Genomic DNA, 25,343 nt, shown 5'->3' with positions numbered 1-25,343 from the left:
CAATACATGCAAAGATGGAGGCGCAGTTACGGTGCCCCCAAACATAGCCATGACATAAATTCAATTTTTACCTCAAGTGAATATACTCTTCTTCATTATCCTTCAGTGTATTTTCGGCAAAATAATCCGTAGCATCAAAATAGTGTTTTGCCATGCCTTTTTGATACGTTTCATAGATATCAACGACTAGTTTGTCTTTTCTTGCTTCTGCATTTGTTTCTATTGTGAACTCAAAGTTAGCGCCCCTAAAATCATCGATAGTTTTGCAGAGCATGCTATTCATCATGACATATGCTTGTTTCATAAGGGCTTGCACTCTTCCATCGTTTACGTGTAGGTGGGTAACTTTCATATAGTGCTCAGTCCACTCATCAGCCTCGTATTTAATATCATGAATTTCATCATTTGATATTTTACCGTAAGCTTCGAAAATCTTTTCACCATTTTCGTACTGCTTTAATTCAGATTTCCATTTATCCACTTTGGCTTGTAGTAATCCCTTTAATATTACATCTAGATTTTCTTCACCCTTTACCATCATAATTGATACCTCGATTCGTTTAATCATTTCGTCAGTGTTTTCACGACGTTGTATTAGTAGCTCTTGCTGTTTTTGCAAAGCACTTAACAAGTCAAAGCTATCAGCATGAATGATTGCAGCAATATCCTCTAAACGCATATCCATTTGTCGATAGATAATGACTTGCTGTAACAAAGCAGCATCATAGTTAGAGTAAAAACGATAGCCGTTACTATTCCTTTTGGCTTTGAGCAAATTTTTCTCGTAATAAAAGTGCAAAGTACGCACACTTAATTTACTCAGCTGCCCCACGTTGTATTTTTTCTGCCATTCATTTTACTGATTACCAATACTTGTCAATTACTAACATGATTATCCTGAAGTATTACCTTAGGTAAGGGGGAACACTTTTAATTTACACTTTACTAGTTTTTAATAAATTATATTTCATTGTTATCTTTCGTTAAAACAAGAGAGCCTATTTAGTCTTGAAAATGGGAGTGATTTGACAAAATAGCTACGTCTGCTTTCTGCTAATTGGGATCGTTCATCAAGCAGGATGACTACGTCTGCAAAGAGCGATCACCGGATAGTCAGCCCCAGTTATTCCAACCATTGAATATGCGTTGGTGATCCAAAAGATACTCAGTCACCTGAATACAAATGACGACATCGTGGAATATTACCCCTACAAAGTAGAGCGCCGCCTAAGATAAGTCTGTTTGAATTAAAGCAGTTCTTCATCATAAACAAAAGCAATATTCAAAACTGGTTTGCACATCAGTGGGAGGCGATTGTTTTGAATTATGAATTATGTGAAAACGGTTGATTAATAGACGAAAAATAGCTAGTTTTGATCCCTCAAAGATAAAAATGATAGGTAAATATGAGGCATCATATATTTTCATTTTATGAAAAATGACGTCTTATTTTACCTATACATCGCTGGTCTACAATTGATGCGGTTCGTTTTGGTGTAAAGCGTAACGTGGATGCGCCTATTGCCATTCAAGACCGTGCTTATACGTCACCCATTTGGCATGAGCCGTAACGGCTAATTGGCTAAAAATAAGGAATTAAAGTTATGACTGTAGAATCTGGAATTAGTACTGTTACAGTAATTGGCGCAGGCGTTTTAGGCGGCCAGATAGCGTGGCATAGCGCGTTTAAAGGCAAGCACGTTATGGTGTTTGATATTAATCAGGAAGGGCTTGATGTATGTCAGGCTCGCCAGCAAGGCTACGCTGATACTTACTTAAGTGATGTTGGTGCCAGTGTTGACGATATAGCGGCCACTCGCGCGCGGCTTAGTTTTACCACAGACTTAGCCACTGCGGTGGCAGAATCTGATTTGGTGATTGAAGCGGTACCGGAAATTCCAGAAATAAAAACCAGCTTATATACTGATATGGCTTACTTGTTACCACCCCATACCTTGATAGCAACTAACACCTCAACTTTACTGCCGAGTATGTTTGCCGAGGCAACTGGTAGACCAGAAAAGTTTTGCTCGCTACATTTTGCTAATCATATTTGGCTGAGTAATTTAACTGAAATAATGGCCCATGAAACAACTGATAGAGACACAGTAAAACGCTTGGTGCAGTTTTCTATTGAAATCGGCATGGTGCCCATTCCTGTGCGTGAGGAGCAAAATGGTTATGTGCTGAACACTTGGTTTGTGGCCTTGTTAAAATCGTCAATGTCTTTAGTGGTTAATGGCGTAGCAACGTTTGAAGATGTAGATAGGACTTTTTTGATAACTAATGCCGGCACAAGAATTGGCCCGTTTGGTATGGCCGATATGGTTGGGATGAAAACAGCCTTCGATGTTGCTACTTATTGGGGTGGTGTGGATGGTGATAAACAGTGGCTGAAAAACGCTGATTATATAAAAACTAATTTTTTGGACAAAGGCCTGCAAGGGGCTTTGGGGGGAGAGGGTTTTTATAAGTATCCTAACCCTGCATTTCTAGCTGCTGACTTTTTGGCAGTGCCTGCAATGTCGAAAGTGGAAGAGATAACCAACGTTATTATACCTTCCTAAATATAAACTCAGTTATCAAGTGGTAACTGAGTCATTTGTTTTATTGTTTCCATTACAGAACTTAATAGGCCACTCATAATAAAATCAAATAAAAAGTATATATTTCACACTTGATTTTGTGCTTAAAATATCTGACGGGTAAAGACAGCAGGAAAACGGGGCTGTATTAACTGTGTTAAGAAAACTAAAAGTTAAACGCTGATTTCTAGATATGTTTCGTCCTCTTTAATTAAAAAAAGCACAAAATAATAGGATGTTTGAATGTTTGTTGGGTACTCCTAGGATAGCAGTCGTTTGGCCTGCCTCATCCCACCTATTCGTTTTCTGTGGGTATGGGTTTTGAATGCTTGCATCATCTGCTCTGCGCCCGCTGCATAACAAAAGTGTTGTTCGAATTCGGTAGTCAGGGTTATCCATTGCTCTTCTGATAAACCTAATCGGCTCAGAATTGGACTGTGTGCTGAGTCGAGAGTACCTGCTTTATCTGCTCGGATAATGCGGCCTGTGGTGTCAACCAGTTCACAGTAATCTTGTAGCGAAAAAGCAATGCCTTGGGGCATGTCTTGTCTAGGACTGCCGACAAAGGGCAGTAACTTATAAGGCTGGCGTTTGTGCTGTTGTATGGCCTCAGTTCGTTTTTGAATACTGGTGTGCTGTGAGGTTTCAGGGGTTTTTGCCATTTTAGCTCTAATCGGATTTAAGTCGACATACGCCATACAGGATAAGACTGCTGCATCATCTAGCAACGCTTGAGATTTAAAACGGCCTTCCCAGAACCTGCCTGTGCAGCCGTCTTCTTTATTGGCCTGCCTGGCAATAGGCTCGCTTAAACTAGCCATAAACCAACTGATGTCATACAAACGCTGGCGGTATATAGCGATTGTCTCTTTAAGGCTTATCAATTCATTTTCACTTAACAACTCGTTACGCATGAACTTCTGGCTCAATAATGTGCCTCTATGTAACCGATGCCAGCGGCCTACCACTTGTTTATCTGACCACGATACGGCTTCATCTTTATCCACACACAGCACCAGATGCACATGATTTCTCATTACTGCATAGGCGCATATACCAATGGCAAATACTGACGATAACCACAACACTTTGTCTTCTACCCAGGTCCGTCTGTGCTCGTAACTCGTACCTGAGTATTCGTCAGTAGCGCGGCTACCGTACCACATAAAAATGCGCGTCTGACACACCGTGAAACACAATGGTAGTAGGGTGTGTCGATGAGGCTGACCTGAGAAGAACGAGGCTTGGGCATAAGAGACTCCTTTCAATTTATGCTATTTCAATTGGTGTTATTAAAGCTTAGTGCAGTACAAAAAACAGTCAAATTATTATGGGTGGCCTATTAAAAATCGTATTAAAAATCAGCTTGACGTAAGTACTTTAATATTGCTCGATTCTGCCCATGAAAATTAGCACGAAGTTCTGGGTGAGAATTTTGCGCCTATTGCCAACTTTGTCGTTTTAGCTACATATGCTGATGTGATCTTTGGGTACAACAGGATTAAAGATTTGTTAGTACTGTCAGATTCACCAATTCCAGAGTAATGGAGCAATTATTATTCTAGCTTGCGATACGCACAGGTGCTCAGTGCATATAAATACCGCGTTGGCTTCTACACCTTTAAGTGAATTAAATTACAACTTTGAAGACTTACCGGTTTATGTTCTTAGTCATGATGATACTGCCTATCCCGATACACAGAGATGGCAATCATTACATGGTCCGTGGTCTGGTTTGCAGGAAGAGTTGTTGTCGATATCTAATATAACTGAACGTCAAATAGTACCAAACGCTTCACACAATATTCCAAACGACGCACCTGACTATGTAGTCAACTTAATTCGACAAATACTTCATAACCCAATATAGACTGTTCATACGGCGTGATACTTTAGATAAAGAAGCTATAACAGCGATAATTTCCTCTAATTGCTGCGCACCATCTACCCGCGCAGCCTCCGGTTGATGTTTTACTCACAGAATCCCTTTTGTTCGACTTATTTTTTTCTGAGGGCAAAAAAAGTAAGTGAAAAATCCTGCTCGCCAAACGATGTTCTTCATCCAATTACTTCTAAGTTCAAGAAGGTCATTATAAGTCAGCTTGAAATTCTTCAAAGTAATCAATCATCATCTAGGATGATCGGCACCCGGTCTCGACTTCTCGACAATTGCTCCTGCACTATTCTACCTTACGCGGTCCATAGCGGTCGCTTGTCGAGCTGTTTAACTGGGCGAAGCTGTGCTTCTAAGGAATCCAGTTTCACCCCAAAATAAGCCATTTTTGCGGTTGGAAATTTTAGTAGCAGCGGCATTTTTACAAAGTAAATCCATTACTTTGTCCCGCGGGCCATCTTGTAGATGTTCAAAATGGTTCCCTACTGTTTTGTCAGGTTTATTTTTTTGCTGTTCCATATTTACTGGATAAATATGGAACAGCTTTAGCTGGCCTGTAAGGTTAAGTGCATGGACTTACTTAATAAAAAGAGTCACTGGCTTGAAGGGATTTAAGTCAAAATCCATCTTGGATGATGGCGCGAAGCGTAAGTTCGCTCCTACCAAATAAGTCGTCCTGATAGAACCTGTGATGTTAAACATGGCTGCCTATGACATCAGGTTCAGCCAAAGGCCGCAAGGGGAGCACAAACGACTATCAATCCAATTTTTTCGCGCCACCGCTTTAACATTAAGAGCCACAAAGTACTCATCCAGCTTTAAGGTGTTTTATAATCTATTGACTAAAAACCTCAGGGTACAGCTCTTTAGCCGGTAGGTTTTTAAATTCATCCATCAGTTGAGCAAACAGCTTGTCATCTATCATTTTATCAAGAGAGGCCATTACCTGTTCTAAATTATGGTCTAGTGCACGACAACAATCCTGATAGAGGCTGATCAGTTGGGGCAAACTGATTTTGTGTTGTTGCTGTAATTTGTTATCAGCCAACACAAAAAAATACGCACTCCCCCAGTAGGCAGCTGGGTACTGTTTGTTGTCCATCAGCCTTGTGGCAATAGAGGCTGCAGTTAAGTCACTGTTAAACCAACGTAAGTGTGGAGCGATTTTTATGTGATAATTTTCAGATAAATCGCCCTTTAATACGCCTGCTTGCAGCATAATTTGATATTGCATATAACTGGCAAAACCTTCTGATAACCAACGGTATTCTGGCCCTAAATAAGGCAGCGCCATATGGGCTAATTCATGATAAATAGTTCAGTCATCGACAAATTTTGTCAGACCAAAACGAGCATCGACATGAAAATGTACGCTGCCTTTTCCCTCTCGTCTTGTGTAAGCCCAAGGTACAGGTTGATTGGATTTTCTGGGGTAGAGATGTAATGAAAGAGGAGTGGGTAAAATGCCAAGTGTAGCACGCGTGGCATTTACACCTTGGGTCAACCAACTTTCCAGTATTGTCGCTTTATCTTCTTCAAAAGCAGATAAACCATGAACACTAAACTGATCTTCTGTGACCGCTCTGCTGTGCAGGGGATAAAGCACTAACCATAAACATGTATTTAGTTTAAGCCATGTTAGTGCGAAAGAATGAGGCATTGTTGGGTTATGCGCGCAAAGAATGGTGAAAAAATCAATCGCCATTTTGTACATCTGTAATGCTATGGCTGCATCGTACCTATCGCCTTCATCACGCATAAAAGCATGTTGAGCGTTGACTTCATGCCAACTGAAATCACATGCATTTTTACTCAATGTTTGATGAATAAGCAAACGACCTTCTGCTGGCACATGAGGGTCTTGTTTTCCAAACACCAATACCATAGGGCAGTGAATATCGCCGCTTCTAGTTAATGAGTCATTGGCGTCTTTACAAGGCAATGCGTTGGAGTGTATATCTGTAGGATATAAACAAAAAGCCCCGGTAATTTGTATATTTAAAGCAGCCCTAAAAGCTAAATGGCCACCAATACACACTCCCATTACACCCACTTTACCGCTGCAATAGGTTTGCTGTTGGGCGAACTTAAGCATAGCTTGAGTGTCTGAGTCGTGGTGCTCTAATGGTTTGGTAAATTTATCTGCGTTACCTTTGTCTTTCCCTATATCATCATAAGCTAGCACAGTGCCCAGAGGATTCAGTTCATGGAAAATTTCAGGTACCAACACCACAAAACCATGACTTGCCAATATTTGGGCGCTGCGTGTGATGGGGGTAGTTTCTTGAAATATTTCTGAGTAGAAAACAATAGCCGGATATTTCCCATCCATTGATGGACGAAATATCGAGGTACGCATTAGGCCCGTTTCAGTTTGAATATCTTTGACGTGATGCTGAATAATCATGCTTTTCCTTAATCGGTCTTACAAATCCAGGCCAGTCACTTTCAAGACCTGATTACCTTGAATTAGATTACTTATGTTTTAATCATCTTCCTGCATTGATACCGCTACTATGTAAGTAATATATGAATCGAAGGCAAGGCACATTTCTAGTTTTTACAGTTTACTTGGTTGTTAAGACTCAGTCTTCGTCTAATGGTAAACGAATCTTGTATATTGATGAAGTCAGTTCGAGTTTAATAGAAAACAGTATTGATAATAGATTTATCTGTTTTCAACTATTATCATCAAAATTGATTTATTGCTCCCAAAATATAAAATTTACATAACAGCGCCAATATCTTTTAGGAATAGCGCAGCTAGCTCGACAGTTTACGCTCGTCTACCTTGGTTTATTTCTCTACTGAACCTGCCAGACTCTAATGCACAAACGACTATCGAATCAATAGCAGCAGATAAACCAGACATTAAAAATAAAAGGATGCTAATAAACGACCTAAAGACCCGGTGATCGTTGATTTGTAGACCTGCTCGAATTAGGTGGAGCTGATTAAAATGAGAAGCCATAATTTTTAAGGTATTAACCTTTATTGGTGTCATATGAATATCCGGCATAACGCACAAGCTAGGATTGATCAATATTTTCGTCTCCTTAAAAGAACAGAGTAAATGTTAGGTCGTGATAAGTTAGATCAATTTGGCGGTTGTTTACTTTACGTAAACTGGTAGATTTAAGATTAATTTATGATGTTATTTAGGAATGCTATGTTTGAAGTAAGCGAATATTTTGATGGTAAAGTGAAGTCTATTGGATTTAAAACTGAGACATTGCCTGCCACTGTAGGTGTGATGGCCGCTGGTGATTACAAATTTGATACCAGCCAGTTTGAGACTATGTCAGTGGTTAGTGGTGCACTAACTGTGCAATTACCAGGTAGTGATGAGTGGCAAACCTTTGGCGCAAATGAGCAGTTTACAGTCGAGGCCAATCAAAGCTTCAACGTGAAAGTTACAAGCGACACTGTCTATATGTGTACTTATGGCTAATTGTTAAGGTAAGTCATGAACAAAACTGTCAAAAAGATAGATAATAATGTGGTGAATGCACTGACAATTGTTTGTGAGACAGCTAAACAAGGCATAGTTGGCTTTGAGTGGTTAACTCACTCAGCCAATTATTCCAATTTCCCAGGCAGTTTAGTGGTGACTTGTGTATTGGATACGTCTCAATCACTAGATATTTTGTTGTTAAAAGAACAAGACACTGAGCTGCGTAAACAAATTCAAAAGCAACTCTTTAAATTAGGGATTTTGCTTAAAGATGCTCGGCGCCACGTGTTTTTTGACACCGAACAAGCCTGTCTGTTGGAACATAATGGGGATTGGAAGCGCAGATTAGCTGTAAACTAAGTGACGCTTTAAAAACTTTTTCCTGCCCCCACACTCCTCAGTGGTCATTCCTAAATTTTTGCTATTAGTGTTTTCCTTTGCTACATGTTGATTACTTGGGTTTTCAGGTGGTAGTAACAAACATCCAAATTGGCACTGCCTTTAAATGGTACTCATATTTCTATCAAGGTGGCGGGTAGCTTGTTCAATCACGCTATAAAACTCAATGCTAGCCGAATTAGCGCCTACATCTCTGGCAAAGGGAACTGCACAATCTAAAAGCCATTCTTGTTTATCCTGAGGTTCATGCCCTGCGGTAAAACCATGTAAATAACCTGAGTGACGGGCAGTAAAGTCTGGTGATTGCACCTGTATAAAATCTGATTTTTGGAGAGTAGGGCTTATAAAATCAGCGTTTAAAAAAGGTTTTTTTGCTTCGATTTTCTTTTGAAAAGTCGCCAGCTTGTGCAATAAAACCCTCTATTACGCAATAAAAGTCTACACCATCGAAAATCCTTCAACGACCACATCTTTAAATCTTGCGACATGTTCAGGGGCTATAAAAGGCACTAAATCGATTGTGACAGCGCCAAGTTTGATAACAATTAATTTTTCAAGTTTAGGCAAATGCCATTTTTATTCTGCTGCGATGTATGTGCTAAGAACAACAAACACCTGTGATGTTATTAAATATCCTTTGAGAGTATTATTTTATAAAGCACGTAAATAAGTGTCTATCTCTGATTTAAGCCACATGACAAATATCTGTGTAATATGCAAATTGAATTAAAAACACTTCAAATTTAATACCTAGGGATGATATTTATAACGTTATGAATTTAGTAAGATTCTTATTGTTACAATATATTCTTGGTTAATAAGTGAAGATAACAATAATGAAAAATTCGCTGTTTTAATTCTTATTTATTTTGGAGTCATTCATCAAGCTCATGCTGCATTAATTAGCTAGGAAGCATTTGATACGGGCGATGAAACAGCCATAAAGATCAACCTTCAAGACTTGTCTGGTTGTCTTTAGATTTGACCGCGGGTGTTGATTGCGTTGATGCTGGTGCTTATTTTGATGGTTGGGAATATGCGACTTATCAGGATGTGCGTAATCTTTTAGACTCATTTCCTCTAGACATTATTTTTTCAGGTGAATATGGAAAACTTTACAATTATGAACAAAACTGTGCGAATACCTCAACTTGTTATGCTTTAGCAAAATCTAGGCAAAATCTAGGCAAAATCTAGGCAAAATTTATTTGGTTCAGTCGCTGGCATTCCAGTTAATGGTGTGTATAAATCTTAACAGACACGCTTATTTGGTATGTATGAGAGTGGTGTGCTTCGTACACATGGCTCATACGTAAATGGCAGTGGCATCGCAAACCTTTATAGGAGCGATTATTCCGGTATAGCTTTAGTGCAGATGAGAGGCGTTATTGCAGTACCTTTCTAACTAAATTTTTTCCAAAAATCATGTCAAACTGTTAATGTTTCAGTTGTTACCGCGCCTGCAACTTCTCTACTGTTTATTTTGTTTACTGTTATTTTTGTAGTAAGAAGAGTACGTTAGTTTTTTTATAGTTGGTTATTGGTTATTGGTTATTGGTTATGATTAATCAAATAATGAAGTTGATTGCTATAAGGTTAGTTATTCGAAGGCAAACAGAATATAGCTGGCTTTGACCTAACTTTTTGTACTAAAAATTAAAGACTACGTTATTGAAATAAATTAATCTCCAATGCTTCATTTCTTTCACTCTCCGTTAATACGCCAACAAAAACTGTTTGTCTACGGTACTTTATGATTTGTGAGGAGTCCTCTAAGATAGTTGCCATAAAGAGCTCCGGTTGATGAATATGCTCCATTAGACTCGTCCAAAATAAATATGCTCCATGGCGCATTTTTCCTGACTCATAACGAACTTCTATTGTTTCCATCACTTGCGGAATATAGTGATGATTAGCGATGAGTTTTTCGGCCATTGCTTTATGTAAACACAGAATTTGTTTATCAATATTATCTTGCTGGGCGGTTTTAGGCTTGTCCCTCACCCGGTTTCGTGTGTGTTGATAACTCATCAATCGTCTCGTAAAAGTGGCGCTAACATGGACTCTAATCCATTCACCTTGACTTCGTGCATCAAAGCCAGCTGTTGCCCTAATTTCCCCTCAGGAAACCCTTTGTTGCTGAACCAAACTAAGTAAGGTTCAGGTAAGTGCAATAATTTTCTGCCGGCGTATTTGCCAAAGGGCATCGTTTGATTGATTGCGTCCAAGAGGACTTGATTATTCAATATCTGACTCGTGATGTTGACTTTGTTGAGTTTGCCAAAGCTGTTTATAAGCGCCGTTTTGGTCTAGTAGTTGACGATGGCTGCCTTGCTCTAAGATGCGTCCATTGCCCATCACCACAATTTTATCTGCGTCAACAATGGTAGATAAACGGTGTGCAATCACAAGGCTAGTATGACCTTGTGATATTTCTTTGAGTGCGGTCAAAATAGCTTGTTCTGATTGGCTGTCCAGAGAAGATGTTGCCTCGTCGAATACCATAATAGGTGGACGTTTTAATATAGTCCGAGCAATCGCTACTCGTTGTTTTTCGCCACCGGATAGCTTGAGGCCTCGCTCGCCGACGGAGGTATTTTCACCATTAGGAAGAGATTCAATAAAACCTCGAAGATGAGCTAAATCAATGGCTTGTTGAACCTCGGCATCAGTTGCATCCGGGCGTCCATAACGAACATTCTCAAAAATAGTATCATTAAATAACACCGTATCTTGAGGAACAATACCGATGGCTTTGCGTAGTGAGTGTTGATTAACTTTACTGATGTCTTGCCCGTCAATACTGATGCTACCGTTTGATGAATCGTAGAATCTAAATAATAACTTTACTAAGGTTGACTTGCCCGAACCACTTTCACCCACCACTGCAACTTTTTGTCCTGGTAGGATATCAAAACTAATATCATGCAAAATAGTACGATCGGGACGATAACTAAACTGCACTTGGTTAAATGTGATTTTTCCTTGAGCAATCTTTAGGTCTTTGGCGTTTTCATCTATTGGCACATTAGGTTGTTTATCCAATAGATTAAATAGATTTTCAATATTGGCAATCGACCCACGTATTTCACGGTATACAAACCCCAAGAAATTTAATGGCATAAATATTTGCATGGTAAAGGCGTTGATCAATACAAAGTCGCCAATGGTCATATCACCTTGGGCGACTTTATAGGCCGCAAGCGCCATCATACTGGTCATAGCGATAGCAATAATCGAAGCCTGGCCACCGTTTAATGCAAATAATGACAAGCGGTTCTTGCGTCGTGCATTTTCCCAGTTGGCTAAGTCAACATCGTATCTATTTGCTTCGTAAGTCTCGTTATTGAAATACTTAACCGTTTCGTAGTTCAGTAAGCTATCAATGGCTCTTGAGCTAGTGCTTGAGTCCGCTTGATTGACTTCACGAACGAATTTAGTACGCCAGTCAGTTGCTTTAACTGAAAAACTCACATAACTGACTACTGAAACCAAAATTATCAGTGCAAAACTTACCCCGTAATTGTAGAACAATACGCCCACCACAACGGCAATTTCAAACAGCGTTGGCACAATATTGAAAACTAAAAAGCGCATTAAAAAACTGATGCCGCTAGTACCGCGCTCGATGTCTCTTGATAATCCCCCTGTTTGCCTGTTGAGGTGAAAATCTAAATCTAAATTATGTAGGTGACGGAATACTTGTAAACCTAAACGCCGCATGGCACGCTCGGTTACTCTTCCAAAAAGGGTGTCTCTTATCTCGCCAAACAATACATTAGCCAAACGAAGCAGCCCATAGGCGGCAACTAAGCCAAAAGGCACGAGGACTATAGCGTCAGCCGCACGTTCCGCATTAAGTTCATCAACAGTATATTTAAGAATAAAAGGTAGATAGATACTGGCTGTTTTTGCGGCAATTAAACACAGCAGGGCTAGACCAACTCTAACTTTAAATTCAGTTAAATACGGCCATAGCTGGGAAAATATACGCCAGTTAATTGGCGTGTCATCATTAATGGGATGTCGATTAGAGCGCATGAGTTGAGTGTTTTACCTTAGGTATTAATAGAGTTTTTTGTTGATGCTTTAGCTAATAATGCAGCGGTTTCGACCTTGTTCTTTAGCTTTATAAAGGTTGGTATCTGCTTTTGTAATCGCTTGGTTAATCGTATCAGTTACAACTATTTGATGTAATCCAATACTAACCGTAACACTGAAATTCTTATACTCATGGGTATACTGTTCTTTTTCAATTTTAGTTCTTAGTTTTTCTGCTAGTTGCATGCCTTGGCTACCGTTGGTTTCAGGTAATAAAAATAGGTACTCTTCGCCGCCCCATCTTGCCAGGGAGTCTTGTCTGCGTAATCCTGACTTAAAAACAGCCCCTAAACTTTTGATTATTTCATCGCCTTTATCATGGCCATATTGGTCGTTGACTCTCTTGAAATTATCGATGTCACACATCATCACAGTCAATTCATTGTTATATCGTTGACTTCGTTCAAATTCATCCTGTAACTTGACTCGCATTCCGCGGCGGTTTAATAGCCCTGATAGGGGATCGCGCATGGCTTGCTTTTCGAACTTTTGACTCATCTCTTGGATCCGAATAAATGAGCTTTGTCTAACATACTCGTAGAAAGCAAATAAACATGAAACAGTTAAGAACGAATAGATTAATCTAGACTTAAACTCAAAGGTGTACGTGGTACCAAGCCATTCATTATTCGGATAAAACATCAACACACTAATAACCAAAACAAATAAGCCAATGTTGCGTGTGCCTTTACGCATACCTCCGAAAAATAGCGCTACTGGCGGCACAATATATATCCATAATGGGCCGGTTCCTTTAACCCCTCCGGTAAACACTAAGTAAATCATCAACATCATTAGTGAGATAGTCACTAAATTTGCAGAGAATTTGTAAGGGTCGGTAATGCGCTTTGAACGAAGTATTAAGTGCGAACTAAAGAACAGCAGACAGGCAATCAACAATACCATCCCAAGCAATCTATCTTCTCTAATAAATGCACTAACACCCATTAGGAAAGTGATGCTGTAACCAATAAAACCAAACAAATTGGCAACAAAAACATGTTGATTTGACTCTGTATCGTTTGATTGCACCACGCCAGTATTTAAATAATTTTTAGCGTGCCTCTTTAATTTTTTAAAATCCATAAACTACTTCTAATTATTCGGCAAAGCCGCAATATCCCTTTCTATTTGTTTGGCCAAGCGATTAATCAACGTTCTGAGTTTTTCAACAGCATGTGCATATCCATCTTGGTTCAGTTCTGACTCAAAAAAGAATGATTGGCTTGATGTGGTAACTTTTTTGTTTCTAGTGACCTTAGGATCACTTAGGGATAACGAATAACGTCCAGAGCTGACAACACTTGAAGTGTCTGTGGCGTGGAAATGCTCTAATTCGACTTTAATGCTAACAATGGCAAACTCTGCATTTGGCGAATTGTGTTCAACGTAAACACGTTGGCCAGTAGTATTAAGATCTTCAAGTAATGCTTTATAAAATGAAGATTGCAGTTTTTCTGCCCACACATCTTGTCGTGAGTAATACAATTCGTACTTGTCGACTTGCATCACTAGGCCTGACTGATTTAAATATTCAGCTACATCCACCATTTGCAATAAAACCATAGGTTTTGTTTTATTACTGCTGTCCGAAATTTTATTTTCAGGCGTATGCAATACATAATATTTCATCATCAAGGGTTTAGAGGTACAGCTTGCCAATAAGCCCAAAAATAATAAAATGAGGGATATTTTCATGTTAATTTCCTGATGCTTTATTGCTTAATGTTTTGGCTGTAGGAATTAACCTTGAGCCGCTGCTATCAGCAAAAATCAAACTATTAGGTTTACTGTTTAATTGCAATATTAATGGCTGGAATTCCTGCAGGGTACTTTGAAGGACTTGCATCGTTTTATTGAGTTCGTCGTAGGTTTCCGAGTCAGCAGAATAATCTTTGGTCAATTTTGACAGATTTTTTAAAGTTTCAACCAAGGTTGCTGTGACTTTATCTTCGCGCACAGTGTTTATTAAACTATCTGTTGTGTTAGCCGTTGATTGTAAAGATTGAGCTGCTTGAGTGATTTGTAAAAGCATGTTGTTGGCATTTTCCGAAATAACATTCAATTTCATTTCGTTAATACTGTCTAATATGGCTGTGACTTTTGCAGTAATTTCTGAAAATTCACCTGTCATAGTTGGAACAACCTCATAACCTTGCAGACGTTGTGTTACCAAAAGGGGGGTATCTGGGTAATGTTGTAAGTCCACAAACAAAGCACCCGTTAACAGGTTGCCAGTTTTTAAGGTTGCTCTAAGGCCCTGTTTAATCCAAAGACTGGTTTGTTTGCGAATAAATGCTAGGCCTGTCGTGTTGTCTGGTTGCTGCACACGACCTGGTTGAATACTAATGACCACCGGTATGTCATAGCCCTGCTCCAGCAAACCATCTTGATTATTATCTAATGAATTAATTGATAATACCTTACCAATTACCAGTCCTCTGTACTCCACAGGTGCTCCAACATGTAATCCTCTTACGGTATCTTTTACCAAAATCACATATTCAGCACTTAACTTGAAACGCTCTTCGGATGCAGAATTATGATTTGGATGAATATCAAAAAAACTCCGATCGTTGATAGCTTCACCCTTTGACATGCCCTCAGGAATACCGAACGTGACGCCGTTGGTTAGCAGCGTTTCTAAACTACCAGTACTGATTTTCATGCCGCTAGCGCCCAATTCCATCTGTACGCCACTGATATCCCAAAACTTGGTGTTAGTGGTAATTAGGGTGTGGTACGGCGATTCAATAAAGGTGTTGTAGTACACAACCCTCTCTTCGAAGTTAAAAAATATATCTTCAAATTCACCCACCTTGATGCCTTTATACACAACAGGATCGCCCTTTTTATAGGCAAACTCACTTTCGCTGTTTAGCGTGACATGTAATCCTGGTGTACCTTTTGGAGTGACGGGTGGTGCCTCTAGGGCTATAAATATTTCACTCTTTTGTTTTTCGACCCCAGGCGCCATATTTATATAAGGGCCAGACAAGATGGTGCCTAAACCTGATATACCGTTAAGCGACACATTAGGAGAAACAATCCAAAATTGATTGTCAGAGTGCAAAATTGGAGCCACATCTTTATCCATTCTAACCGTCACTAAAACCCCACTTAAATCATCAGTAAGCTCTATTTTATTGACTAGGCCTATATCCACATCTCGGGTTTTATTTTGGTCTTTCCCGCTTCTAGTCCGGTTGCAGTTTTAAACTCAATCGTGATAACTGGCCCCTGATTACTCCACTGGTAATACACCATCCATACACCTATAAGTAAGGCAACAATTGGCACTAGCCAAATTTTAGATACTGTTCTGACAGGTTTGATTAAGGCTTCTTCAGGCTCACTGGGTTGTTGCTGTAGGTCCTGACTCATAATGGTCTTTCTCCGCCTTTTAGTTTTTCTGTTTCACACCATATGAGCCTTGAGTCAAAAGACATAGCCGCAAGCATGGTGCAAATAACAACACCACAAAAAGCCAATGCCGCATGACCCGGCAATACATTTATGATATTGCCTAATTGGATTAAGCTTACTAATACCGCGACTACAAATACATCAATCATCGACCAGCGGCCAACAAATTCGGTGATACGGTACCAAAATATTCTTTCACTATTGGCACGTTGTTGTTTACTTTGAACTGAATAATTTAACCAACATAAAATAACTATTTTCGCTACTGGGATAAACACGCTAGCAATAAAGATAACAATAGCAATAGGGTATGATCCCATTTGCCATAGGAGTATGACGCCTCCTAAGATTGTACTAGGATCGTCACTGCCCAATACACTGGTGTGCATGATAGGTAAAATATTTGCAGGGATATATAAGAGTACCGAGGTGAACAACAATGCCCATGTTGTTTGAATACTTTTTGACGGGTTGGTAGGTGTCTTTCGGTCTTTCACTTCTACGTTGAGCAATAGTTTTAATTGATATTTATCCACGTACAGCAGGGTAATGGTCATGAAAATAGTAAAAAATAGATATGCATAAAATGATAGACCTAATCCTATGTCAGCCATGGATAAGATTTTTATTAAACTGACCAATACTCCTATTAAAAAAATTTCAGCCATGGTCCATGGGAGCAAGTTAAATAACGTTTTTATGACCCATTCAGCCTTTTTAGGACGAAAGCCTAGGCTAAAGGGCACTAACAAATATAATAAACTCATTAAAACAAATGCGGGCAGTATCAGTATTGCTAGCACTTGAACTAATGCAAGGAGCCCATAATCCTTTTCAACCAAAACCCACAAGCCACCAAGAATATCAATTGACGTATATTGACCACTTATACTGAACGATAGAAATTCAAACGGCAGGGATGTGAGCAAAAATATAAGTGAAGTGGCCGCCAAAGCAATGATACGCTGTGAGGCATGGTGGTGATACACAGTTAACTGCAAGCCACATCGAGGACACACCGCCGCCTGCTTATGGGTCAAGGATGGTAACTTAACGCGGAAGTGGCACTCATGACACAGTATCGTTTGTGGTTTAGATATTATGGTCTTAGTTTCGATTGTTTCACTCGGTTTCGGATTACGGATGTGATAAATATTTGCTGGCTTATTAAACAACATTTTTTCACAATATTCAGTAACATTTTGTTAATAGACTCAGATAGTTATGTTTGTAATGCTTGCTTGCGAGCTTTAACGAATACATCTACTGAGCGCACCACATCTTGTTTGGTTGTTGCCCAAGAACACAGGCTGATACGGATGACACTTTTCTCATGCCAAGTCGAGCCGCCGCACCAGCATTCACCTGATTGCTGCACTAAGGATAAGGTTTTTTTAGTCAGTTGCTCGGTTTCACAGCTAAGGACCACTTGATTAAAAACAACATCATTTAATATCGTGAACCCGTTATCTGTTAATAAATCAGCGAAAAATTGTGTGTGACTATGAAGTTGTTCAACCAGCTCGGCTATACCAGCACGCCCCAAGTATTTCATGGCTGCCCATAGTTCGATGGCTCTGGCGCGTTTTGACATCTCAGGGGTATACAACAAACCATCCCGCTGTTCACTGAGTTGAATGTAACTGCCTTGTTGATGCAAAGCGCTCGTTAAGGCTAGGGGATCTTTGCATAATACGATGCCGCAATCATAAGGGGTGTTAAGGGTTTTGTGAGGATCTACTGACCATGAATCGGCTAGCTCCATGCCTTTAGTATGTTTATCAAACATATTTGACGCTTTAGCCCATAATCCAAATGCGCCATCTATATGCACCCATGCATGGGCTCTGTTTGCCAACTTACATAATTGAGTAAAATCATCGAAGGCACCTGAATTAACGTTACCTGCCTGCAGTACCAAAATACAACTCTGATCTAATGGAGGCAGCTTTTCGACCATTAATCGCCCTTGGTTATCACAATCCACCCACTCGATAGATGCCTGTCCAAAGCCTAATAAACTGATAGCCTTAGCCACGGTACCATGAGTCTGCTTACCTAAAATTAAGCGAATTCTCGGAGCACCAAATAATCCTTGTTGATTCACATCCCAACCTAACTTTTGCAGTTGACGAAATCTAGCTGCAGCAAGCCCTGATAAGGTTGCAATAGACGTACCGCTGACGAACCCTGCCACAGTATGTTCAGGTAGGCCAAATAGTTGATTAAGCCAATTTTGACAAACACTTTCCAATTTAGATGCGATAGGTGACATGACATATAATGCTGCATTTTGATCCCATACGTCTGATAACCATTTTGTGGCTAAAGTAATGGGTAGGGCATTACCGTTGACAAAGCCAAAATAACGTCCTCCAGTTTGGGCAACCGTATTAACTGAACCTACAGTATTGAGCAGCTCTAATATCAAACTCGGATCGCTGGTTGCTTTGGGTAAAGACTCATCAAATATAGTGAGTTTTTCAAGATTTGTTTCACTCGGAAATACCCGTTGGGTTGACTGACTATCTATGTAATCAAACGCAGCCTGTTGAGCTTGTTTTAGTAGTGCTTTAGTGTTTTTTTGAGCAAACAATTCGTCTTGTAACTTGTTCATTTTGGCCTCTCTATTTCTATCAGTATTATGACGTTTATCGCTGCGCTAGACAGGCAAGTATGCGTTTCTAAGGACAATATCGATAACAAGCTAATAATAGTAATGTGGAAAAATTCCTTTACATTGATAGTGTTACGATAGAACACATTTATCTTTTCAATCAGCCAAATATAGGTTATCAACGTTACACGTGAAATAAATTTTGACACATAACCTATCGGCGGTTGGAACATTAATGAAAAAAAACATGAATAAAACAATAATAAGTGCTGCTATTGCTTCAGTGTTTTTACTCGGTGCATGCAGTAAACAGGGTGAACAAAGCCAAATAAATATGGCTGAAAAAACAGCCAGTGCAGACATACAAAAAGGTTCAGCAGAATTGGGTAGCTTTGGAGTTGAGCTGGATGCCAGAGATGAATCTATTAAGCCTGGCGACGACTTCTTTAAATATGCAGGTGGCAATTGGTATAAAAACTTTGAAATACCAAGCGATAAAACTCGTTTTGGCGCATTTGATAAGTTAGCAGAACGCAGCGAAACACAAATTAAAGCACTGGTAGAAGAAATAAGTAAAGGTACGAATCTCAACCCTGAGCAGCAAATGGTTGCAGATTTTTATGCTGCTTATATGGACACAGATGCTGCTAATGCTAAAGGCCTTGCGCCTATCACTCCAATATTAGAAAAAATTAACAACATAGAAAATAAACAGGCATTAACAGCTGCGTTTGGTAGTGCTTGGTTAGATGGTTCTACTAGCCCTATTAACGGTAGCATGTGGTTTAACCGTTTAGACCCCGATGAGTATGAAATGTCGGTGGGAGTAGGTGGATTAGGTTTACCCGATCGTTCATATTACCTTGAAAACTCAGAACGGTTTGTGGACATTCGTAAAGTCTATGTGGCGCACATTGCACAAATGTTAAGTTTCGCCAAGGTTGAAGGCGCTGCTGAAAAGGCTCAGCAAATACTCGCACTAGAAACCAGCATAGCTGAAGTACAATGGCCTCGTGAAAAACGCCGCGATCGTGACCTTTCACTTAATCAAATAGTACGTGAAAACCTAACTGATACCTATCCAGGGTTTGATTGGGACACTTATTTTGCCGAGACAGGATATAAAATACCTCACCTAAATATATCCCAACCTCAGCCAGTTAAAGACGTGATTAAAGTGATAAGCGAGCAGCCGCTTGGAGTATGGAAAGACTATATGACTTACCATACGATTTCTAATCATGCATCATTGTTATCCGATGATATTTTTACTGCCAACTTCGACTTTTTTGGTAAAACCTTAAATGGTCAACAAGAGCCACGTCCTCGTTGGAAGCGGGCTATCTCTGCCATGTCAGGTACACAGTCACTTGGCTTTGCTATCGGTAAAACCTATGTAGAGAAACATTTTCCTACTAGTTCAAAAGCACAAATGGCTGATTTAGTTGAAAATTTACGTAAAGCCCTAGGTGAACGTATTGAAGGTTTAGATTGGATGGGGGCCGACACCAAGGTGAATGCTCAAGCTAAGCTTGCTGCTTTTGTTCCTAAAATTGGTTATCCAGATGAATGGCAAAGCTTTGATGGCTTAGAAATAAAAGCAGACGACTTATTAGGTAATATGGTACGTTTGCGTGAGTTTTTCCGAGAAGACAGTGCCGCTAACGAGTTATTAAAAACTGATCGTAATCGCTGGGGAATGGCTCCACAACGCGTGAACGCTTATTACAATAGCTCGTTTAACGAAATTGTGTTCCCAGCGGCTATTTTACAACCGCCGTTCTTTGATCCAAATGCCGACCCAGCGGTCAACTACGGTGGAATTGGAGCCGTGATTGGCCACGAAATGGGTCATGGTTTTGATGACCAAGGCTCTAAGTCTGACGCCAATGGTATTCAACAAAATTGGTGGACCGACCAAGACCGAGCTGCATTTGAAACCAAAGCTGATGCACTCGCAGCACAGTACAATGCTTATGAGCCCATCGAAGGTAATTTTGTCAATGGCCGCAACAGCCTGGGTGAAAACATTGGTGATGTGGGTGGACTTGCTATGGCTTATCACGCCTACAAACTCAGCTTGAATGGTAAAGAAGCCCCAGTAATTGATGGTGTCACAGGTGACCAACGTTTCTTCTTAGCTTGGGCACAAGTATGGCGTGAAAAACGCACTGAGCAAAGTATGTTGTCACAATTAAAAGGGGGAACTCATGCTCCGGGTCGTTACCGTGCATTGGCACCGCGTAATCATGATGCTTGGTATGAAGCCTTTAACGTTCAACCTGAAGATGCGCTCTACTTAGCGCCTGAAGACCGTGTACGTATTTGGTAAGTAAGTCATCTACACAATAAAAAGGGCGCTGTATGCGCCCTTTATTGTTTTAAGCTTTTGACGGGTTAATTAAGTATTTTTCACCGGTCTTTTTAGCGTTGTATTTGAGTACAGTTTTAGGTTGCATGGCCTCTTCTAGGCTAAGCTCTTCGGTAAAAGAAGAAGCAAAAGTAGTATTAATTTCATTTGCCACTTTTTTGTGTAATTCACCGACCTGAGCGGGAGCCAATTTGCCCAAGAAGCGCATTAACAACCATCCGCCTATTCCCCATGTCATACCATAAGCACGGTTGAGCACTGTTGGGGAAAAGTCTAAACCACCATAGATATATACTTGTTTGTTTGCTTCTGAGCCGTAGGTATTAAAACCCACTGCGTCTTTACTGCCCACTGCTTCCATTGCAGTCAAAATGTCGCTGACTAGATCGCCGCCACCAATAGCATCAAAAGCAAGGGTGGCACCTGTTTCTTCAATTGCTTTATATAAATCAGCTTTAAAGCTGGGGCTAGAAGAATCGCAGATATGTTTAGCGCCAATCTCTTTTAAGATATCGGTCTGTTGTTGGTTTCGTACAACATTGACTAAAGGTACGTCTTCAGCAAGACAGATTTTATTCAGCATTTGACCCAATGCTGACGCTGCAGCGGTATGCACCAGACCAGAATGTCCTTCCATGCGCATCGTCTCGACCATACCCAATGCGGTGAGTGGATTCACAAAAGATGATGCGGCTTCTTTAGCTGTGGTGCCTTCATTATGCACAATACATGCTTGCATAGGCACACAACAATACTCGCTATAAACTGCACCTGATAATACACCTACTGTTTTACCCATTAATGCTTGTGCAGCAGGGTGATCTCCAGCCGCAACTACCACTCCGGCACCTTCATTACCTATAGGTAACACTTGGTCTAAACGTGACTTAATGCGCGGTAACATACCTTTGTGCACAGGTGCAGTCATGACTTTATTGTCTGCATCATAAGTTGCTTCAGCTAAATTAGCTGGACCAAACATCGGCCACATATCTGATGGATTGATAGGAGCTGCTTTGATGCGAACTATAACTTCATGAGATTTAGGTGTCGGCACATCCCGTTCAATTAGGGATATTTTGAGTTGTGCATCTGAAGTTATTTCGGTAAAAAGTTGTTTTGATGTGTTCACTGTTATTAATTCTCCTATTAAGGTAAAAATGACCAACAACTCAGCATGTAATTTATACGATGGCGTGGTGTTGATATGGTTTATTTCGTTATTCAGGTCTGTTTGTTTAAGCTGCCTTGTATATTATTTGCATAATATAATATGTGTTTAACAGTAACGCATACCAAGATGGTGCAACATTTTATTAGTGAACATATCTGGATAATTGATATGTATGGTAAGTGTAGGTTAGCTCGTTAGATAATGGTATTACACTGCTGGCTTGAGCTCTACAGTGTGTAGTATTCTAGTCACACTCCTCACTTAGCGCACTAAAAATGATAAAACCGAATACAGCTAATCAATATAAAACCACCTAAATCAAGTCTTTACTGGAGCCAGATGAAAATAAAACTCTATCAAGTGGACGCCTTTGCAAATAAGGTGTTTGAAGGTAATCCCGCTGCTGTTTGTCCATTAGAAAGCTGGTTGGATGATTATCTATTGCAAAAAATTGCAGAGGAAAATAATTTGTCCGAAACTGCATTTTTTGTTCAGACCGACAACAACATTCAGCTTCGATGGTTTACGCCTCTCGAGGAAGTGGAACTTTGTGGTCATGCGACTTTGGCTGCTGCTTATATATTGTATCAATATTGCAATTATTCCGCCCCGAGCGCCATTTTTGATACTAAGAGTGGACAATTGGTGGTGACTAAAATAGAGCAGGGTTTCAGTATGGACTTCCCTGCCTCTATACTGCAGGCCGTTGATGTACCTGCTGCGTTATTACTAGGATTAGGCAAAGTCACAGCCCAAAGAATATTGGCTGGATTTGATTATGTGGTGGTGTTAAGTAGTGTAAAAGAGGTGATTGAGCTTAATCCTGATTTTTCTCAGTGGTTAGATCTTGACTTAAGGGGCGTAGTTGTTACGGCACAAGGTAGCGATGTTGACTTTGTTAGTCGCTGCTTTTTTCCTAAATTAAGAGTTAACGAAGATCCCGTTACGGGATCAGCACACTGTGAATTAGCGCCTTATTGGGGGAAACGCCTCGGTTTATCTGTACTAAGTGGACGGCAATTATCCCAACGAAGTGGAATAGTACATTGTAAATTAATTGAAGATAGAGTTATTTTAACCGGCAATGCAGTGGAGTACATGTCAGGCGAAATAAATATATAGAACTTCTTAGCCTAAGATTTTGCTTTCTATAGCTCCATTTGCAATAGTTTATTTTAGATGGACTATCTACCTGATTAAAATTTAATAGAGTCAAGTAACAATGCTTGAAACACTTTCGTCGATATCTTCCAAAGTCCGTTGGTTAAGACCTATAGTGGTATTTATAGGTTTGACTTGCCTCGCTATATTCTGCTCTTCTTTATTAAATATTGGATACTACATTGAAGAGGTGTACTTGACCCCCAGTTTGGCTGGTTTCATTTGGAGTTTGTTACTTTTTATTATGCTAAATACCTTTGTCAATCTTCCTATTAAGTCCATTAAGAAGGTTACTTTTTTGGCAAGATAAAATATTGGTTTGTGAGGTTAGGATACAGAATATTGACAGTCATTTTTTTGTTGATGACTGTCGCAGGATTAATTTTAAGCTTCAGATTATTCAGCGTTTGGTTTGCAAACTAATTTGAATGAATACACGTGATGCACAGATGAATTGATTATAGTTTATTTGGATACATAAAAAAGCCACTTAAAAAGTGGCTTAATCAAAGCATGGCTCAATTAAAACATAACAACGAACTATGTTTAATAACTAGCGTTACCCGGTGTTCTTGGGAAGGCAATCACGTCACGGACATTCTGCATGCCTGTTACATATGCGACTAAACGTTCAAAACCTAGGCCAAAGCCAGAATGGGGTACAGTACCGTATTTACGCAAGTCGCGATACCAGCTGTAGTCTTCTGGATCGAGATTCATTTCTGCTAAACGACGATCAAATACATCAAGACGTTCTTCACGTTGTGAACCACCGATGATTTCACCAATGCCCGGTGCTAATACGTCCATTGCCGCTACCGTTTTACCATCGTCATTAATGCGCATATAAAAGGCTTTAATGTCTTTTGGGTAGTTTTGCATGATGATAGGTGCGCCAACATGTACTTCAGCTAAGTAACGTTCATGCTCCGACGATAAATCTACACCCCAGCTCACAGGGAATTCAAACTTTTTACCACAATTTTGTAAAATCTCAATGGCTTGTGTGTAATCCATACGCACAAAGTCTTGGTCTATGACTTTTTCTAAACGAGATATGGCTTCTTTATTGATACGCTCGGCAAAAAATGCCATATCATCTGGGCGCTCTGCTAGAACGGCTTTGAAAACGTATTTAAGCAAATCTTCGGATAGCTGGGCTATGTCCGCTAAATCGGCAAAGGCGACTTCAGGTTCGATCATCCAAAACTCGGCCAAATGGCGGCTAGTGTTCGAGTTTTCAGCTCTAAAAGTGGGGCCGAAGGTATAAATCTTTGACATGGCAGTGGCGTAAGTTTCACCATTTAACTGGCCTGATACGGTTAAAAAAGTTTCTTTGCCAAAAAAGTCTTGGCTGTAATCAACTTCGCCTGCTTCAGTCTTAGGGACATTTTGCATATCTAAAGTAGATACTCTAAACATCTCCCCCGCTCCTTCGGTATCGCTTGCTGTCAAGATTGGAGTACTTACCCAGCAATAACCCTGTTCATAGAAAAAACGATGAATGGCTTGAGATAAACAGTTACGCACACGTGTAACTGCGCCGCCTACGTTAGTTCGTGCACGTAAATGTGCATGTTCACGTAAATATTCCAGGCTGTGGCGTTTAGGTGCCATAGGATAAGTGTCTGGATTTTCTACCCAACCAATTATTTCAATTGTCGATGCTTCAATTTCTAAGGATTGACCTTGACCCTGTGATGCCTTCAATGAGCCGGTCACCACCAGTGAACAACTGGTAGTCAGCTTTTGGATATCAGAGTAATTTTCGATGGAACTCAATGCAATCACCTGAATAGGATCAAAACAGCTACCATCATGTAATGCAATAAAAGATAAACCTGCTTTTGAATCACGGCGAGTACGAACCCACCCTTTAACTGTAACTTGGTCACCAACTGAATATTTACCGGCAAAAATATCTGCCACCGGGGCGTGCGCCATTTACTTCTCTCCAATTATTGGGATATCGATCCCGTCATCATTTAATATAAACTGTTTTTCAAAGCATAGGCAAAAGAACAATATGTAACCTCAAATCTACTGAATTTTGCTGGAAGCCATAATAAGGAGACAAAACAGAGACAAAAAACACTCTTGAAACTTTAGATTCGCCTGAAAAAAAACTCAAATTCACTGCATTTTAACATACAGTTTACTT

At 40.0% G+C, this 25,343-nt stretch carries 24 protein-coding genes and 2 pseudogenes; 8 read left to right on the top strand and 18 right to left on the bottom strand.

Annotated features, from left to right (window positions below; genetic code table 11):
• Positions 1-67: 67 nt before the first annotated feature.
• Positions 68-832, bottom strand: coding sequence for a MerR family transcriptional regulator (locus tag C427_RS14775; protein WP_007637669.1), 765 nt, complete (start codon positions 830-832; stop codon positions 68-70).
• Positions 833-1,448: 616 nt separating this feature from the next.
• Here C427_RS14775 and C427_RS28855 point away from each other — a divergent pair.
• Together C427_RS28855 and C427_RS14770 are read left to right on the top strand one after the other, a co-directional pair.
• Positions 1,449-1,571 carry a DUF3604 domain-containing protein gene (locus C427_RS28855; protein WP_148285951.1) on the top strand — a complete coding sequence of 41 codons (123 nt, stop codon included), beginning with the start codon at positions 1,449-1,451 and terminating at the stop codon, positions 1,569-1,571.
• A gap of 33 nt (positions 1,572-1,604) precedes the next feature.
• On the top strand, positions 1,605-2,567 hold the full coding sequence (locus C427_RS14770; RefSeq protein WP_007637671.1) for a 3-hydroxyacyl-CoA dehydrogenase: 963 nt from the start codon (positions 1,605-1,607) through the stop codon (positions 2,565-2,567).
• Between the two features lie 278 nt (positions 2,568-2,845).
• Here the strand turns inward: C427_RS14770 and C427_RS14765 are convergent.
• Positions 2,846-3,837: pseudogene (locus C427_RS14765) on the bottom strand (transposase).
• Between the two features lie 336 nt (positions 3,838-4,173).
• Between C427_RS14765 and C427_RS14760 the strand changes: the two are divergent.
• On the top strand, positions 4,174-4,455 hold the full coding sequence (locus tag C427_RS14760; protein WP_007635269.1) for a hypothetical protein: 282 nt from the start codon (positions 4,174-4,176) through the stop codon (positions 4,453-4,455).
• A 354-nt stretch (positions 4,456-4,809) separates the two neighbouring features.
• Here the strand turns inward: C427_RS14760 and C427_RS14755 are convergent, their stop codons facing one another.
• From C427_RS14755 to C427_RS14745, 3 genes and pseudogenes are all read right to left on the bottom strand, one after another.
• Positions 4,810-4,998, bottom strand: a complete 189-nt coding sequence (locus tag C427_RS14755) for a hypothetical protein (RefSeq protein ID WP_007635268.1) — start codon at positions 4,996-4,998, stop codon at positions 4,810-4,812.
• Between the two features lie 316 nt (positions 4,999-5,314).
• Positions 5,315-5,773 (bottom strand): hypothetical protein, encoded by a 459-nt coding sequence (locus C427_RS14750; protein WP_007635267.1) that lies wholly within the window; start codon positions 5,771-5,773, stop codon positions 5,315-5,317.
• Between the two features lie 393 nt (positions 5,774-6,166).
• Positions 6,167-6,886: pseudogene (locus C427_RS14745) on the bottom strand (dienelactone hydrolase family protein); the annotation flags it as partial.
• Positions 6,887-7,648: 762 nt separating this feature from the next.
• Here C427_RS14745 and ppnP point away from each other — a divergent pair.
• Together ppnP and C427_RS14730 are read left to right on the top strand one after the other, a co-directional pair.
• Positions 7,649-7,930 carry a pyrimidine/purine nucleoside phosphorylase gene (gene ppnP / locus C427_RS14735; RefSeq protein ID WP_007635264.1) on the top strand — a complete coding sequence of 94 codons (282 nt, stop codon included), beginning with the start codon at positions 7,649-7,651 and terminating at the stop codon, positions 7,928-7,930.
• A 15-nt stretch (positions 7,931-7,945) separates the two neighbouring features.
• Positions 7,946-8,293, top strand: a complete 348-nt coding sequence (locus C427_RS14730; RefSeq protein ID WP_007635263.1) for a hypothetical protein — start codon at positions 7,946-7,948, stop codon at positions 8,291-8,293.
• Between the two features lie 141 nt (positions 8,294-8,434).
• Here C427_RS14730 and C427_RS14725 read toward each other — a convergent pair whose 3' ends face one another.
• Positions 8,435-8,743 (bottom strand): hypothetical protein, encoded by a 309-nt coding sequence (locus tag C427_RS14725; RefSeq protein ID WP_007635262.1) that lies wholly within the window; start codon positions 8,741-8,743, stop codon positions 8,435-8,437.
• 27 nt (positions 8,744-8,770) lie between these two features.
• Positions 8,771-8,899: a hypothetical protein gene (locus tag C427_RS28240; protein WP_007635261.1), complete on the bottom strand. Its 129-nt coding sequence runs from the start codon at positions 8,897-8,899 to the stop codon at positions 8,771-8,773.
• Between the two features lie 402 nt (positions 8,900-9,301).
• Between C427_RS28240 and C427_RS14720 the strand changes: the two genes are divergently transcribed.
• A complete protein-coding gene (locus tag C427_RS14720) occupies positions 9,302-9,529 on the top strand; it encodes a hypothetical protein (protein ID WP_007635259.1) in 228 nt (75 codons plus the stop codon).
• 471 nt (positions 9,530-10,000) lie between these two features.
• Here the strand turns inward: C427_RS14720 and C427_RS14715 are convergent, their stop codons facing one another.
• From C427_RS14715 to C427_RS14680, 9 genes are read right to left on the bottom strand one after another with little or no spacing between them, the layout of a single operon-like run.
• A complete protein-coding gene (locus tag C427_RS14715; protein ID WP_007635257.1) occupies positions 10,001-10,363 on the bottom strand; it encodes a hypothetical protein in 363 nt (120 codons plus the stop codon).
• The gene (locus C427_RS14710; protein WP_007635254.1) at positions 10,363-10,539 is read right to left on the bottom strand and encodes a DUF3820 family protein; all 177 of its coding nucleotides are present in this window, start codon (positions 10,537-10,539) and stop codon (positions 10,363-10,365) included. The genes C427_RS14715 and C427_RS14710 overlap by 1 nt, the downstream gene beginning before the upstream one ends.
• Before the next feature lie 31 nt (positions 10,540-10,570).
• The gene (locus tag C427_RS14705) at positions 10,571-12,373 is read right to left on the bottom strand and encodes an ABCB family ABC transporter ATP-binding protein/permease (protein WP_007635252.1); all 1,803 of its coding nucleotides are present in this window, start codon (positions 12,371-12,373) and stop codon (positions 10,571-10,573) included.
• A 48-nt stretch (positions 12,374-12,421) separates the two neighbouring features.
• Positions 12,422-13,519: a diguanylate cyclase gene (locus C427_RS14700; protein WP_007635251.1), complete on the bottom strand. Its 1,098-nt coding sequence runs from the start codon at positions 13,517-13,519 to the stop codon at positions 12,422-12,424.
• A gap of 9 nt (positions 13,520-13,528) precedes the next feature.
• Positions 13,529-14,131 carry a PqiC family protein gene (locus C427_RS14695; protein ID WP_007635249.1) on the bottom strand — a complete coding sequence of 201 codons (603 nt, stop codon included), beginning with the start codon at positions 14,129-14,131 and terminating at the stop codon, positions 13,529-13,531.
• Position 14,132: 1 nt separating this feature from the next.
• Positions 14,133-15,599, bottom strand: a complete 1,467-nt coding sequence (pqiB, locus tag C427_RS14690) for an intermembrane transport protein PqiB (RefSeq protein WP_015431012.1) — start codon at positions 15,597-15,599, stop codon at positions 14,133-14,135.
• Positions 15,590-15,817, bottom strand: a complete 228-nt coding sequence (locus C427_RS28560; protein ID WP_015431011.1) for a hypothetical protein — start codon at positions 15,815-15,817, stop codon at positions 15,590-15,592. The genes pqiB and C427_RS28560 overlap by 10 nt, the downstream gene beginning before the upstream one ends.
• Positions 15,814-17,037: a paraquat-inducible protein A gene (locus C427_RS14685; protein ID WP_007635245.1), complete on the bottom strand. Its 1,224-nt coding sequence runs from the start codon at positions 17,035-17,037 to the stop codon at positions 15,814-15,816. The genes C427_RS28560 and C427_RS14685 overlap by 4 nt, the downstream gene beginning before the upstream one ends.
• A 44-nt stretch (positions 17,038-17,081) precedes the next feature.
• Complete coding sequence (locus C427_RS14680) at positions 17,082-18,476, bottom strand: pyridoxal phosphate-dependent decarboxylase family protein (RefSeq protein ID WP_007635243.1); 1,395 nt, start codon at positions 18,474-18,476, stop codon at positions 17,082-17,084.
• A 247-nt stretch (positions 18,477-18,723) separates the two neighbouring features.
• Between C427_RS14680 and C427_RS14675 the strand changes: the two genes are divergently transcribed.
• Positions 18,724-20,808, top strand: a complete 2,085-nt coding sequence (locus tag C427_RS14675; RefSeq protein ID WP_034898647.1) for a M13 family metallopeptidase — start codon at positions 18,724-18,726, stop codon at positions 20,806-20,808.
• Between the two features lie 49 nt (positions 20,809-20,857).
• Here the strand turns inward: C427_RS14675 and C427_RS14670 are convergent, their stop codons facing one another.
• Complete coding sequence (locus C427_RS14670) at positions 20,858-21,979, bottom strand: zinc-binding dehydrogenase (protein WP_007635239.1); 1,122 nt, start codon at positions 21,977-21,979, stop codon at positions 20,858-20,860.
• 381 nt (positions 21,980-22,360) lie between these two features.
• Here C427_RS14670 and C427_RS14665 point away from each other — a divergent pair, with 381 nt between their 5' ends.
• Entirely contained in the window at positions 22,361-23,143 is a 783-nt protein-coding gene (locus C427_RS14665; protein WP_007635237.1) for a PhzF family phenazine biosynthesis protein, read from the top strand.
• Positions 23,144-23,728: 585 nt separating this feature from the next.
• Here C427_RS14665 and asnS read toward each other — a convergent pair.
• Positions 23,729-25,126, bottom strand: coding sequence for an asparagine--tRNA ligase (asnS, locus tag C427_RS14660; RefSeq protein ID WP_007635235.1), 1,398 nt, complete (start codon positions 25,124-25,126; stop codon positions 23,729-23,731).
• Positions 25,127-25,343 lie beyond the last annotated feature (217 nt).

This window comes from Paraglaciecola psychrophila 170, from assembly GCF_000347635.1.
Taxonomy (GTDB): Bacteria; Pseudomonadota; Gammaproteobacteria; order Enterobacterales; family Alteromonadaceae; genus Paraglaciecola; species Paraglaciecola psychrophila.
Note: the sequence above shows the minus strand (reverse complement) of the source record. Positions and strands in the feature narration are given on the sequence as shown.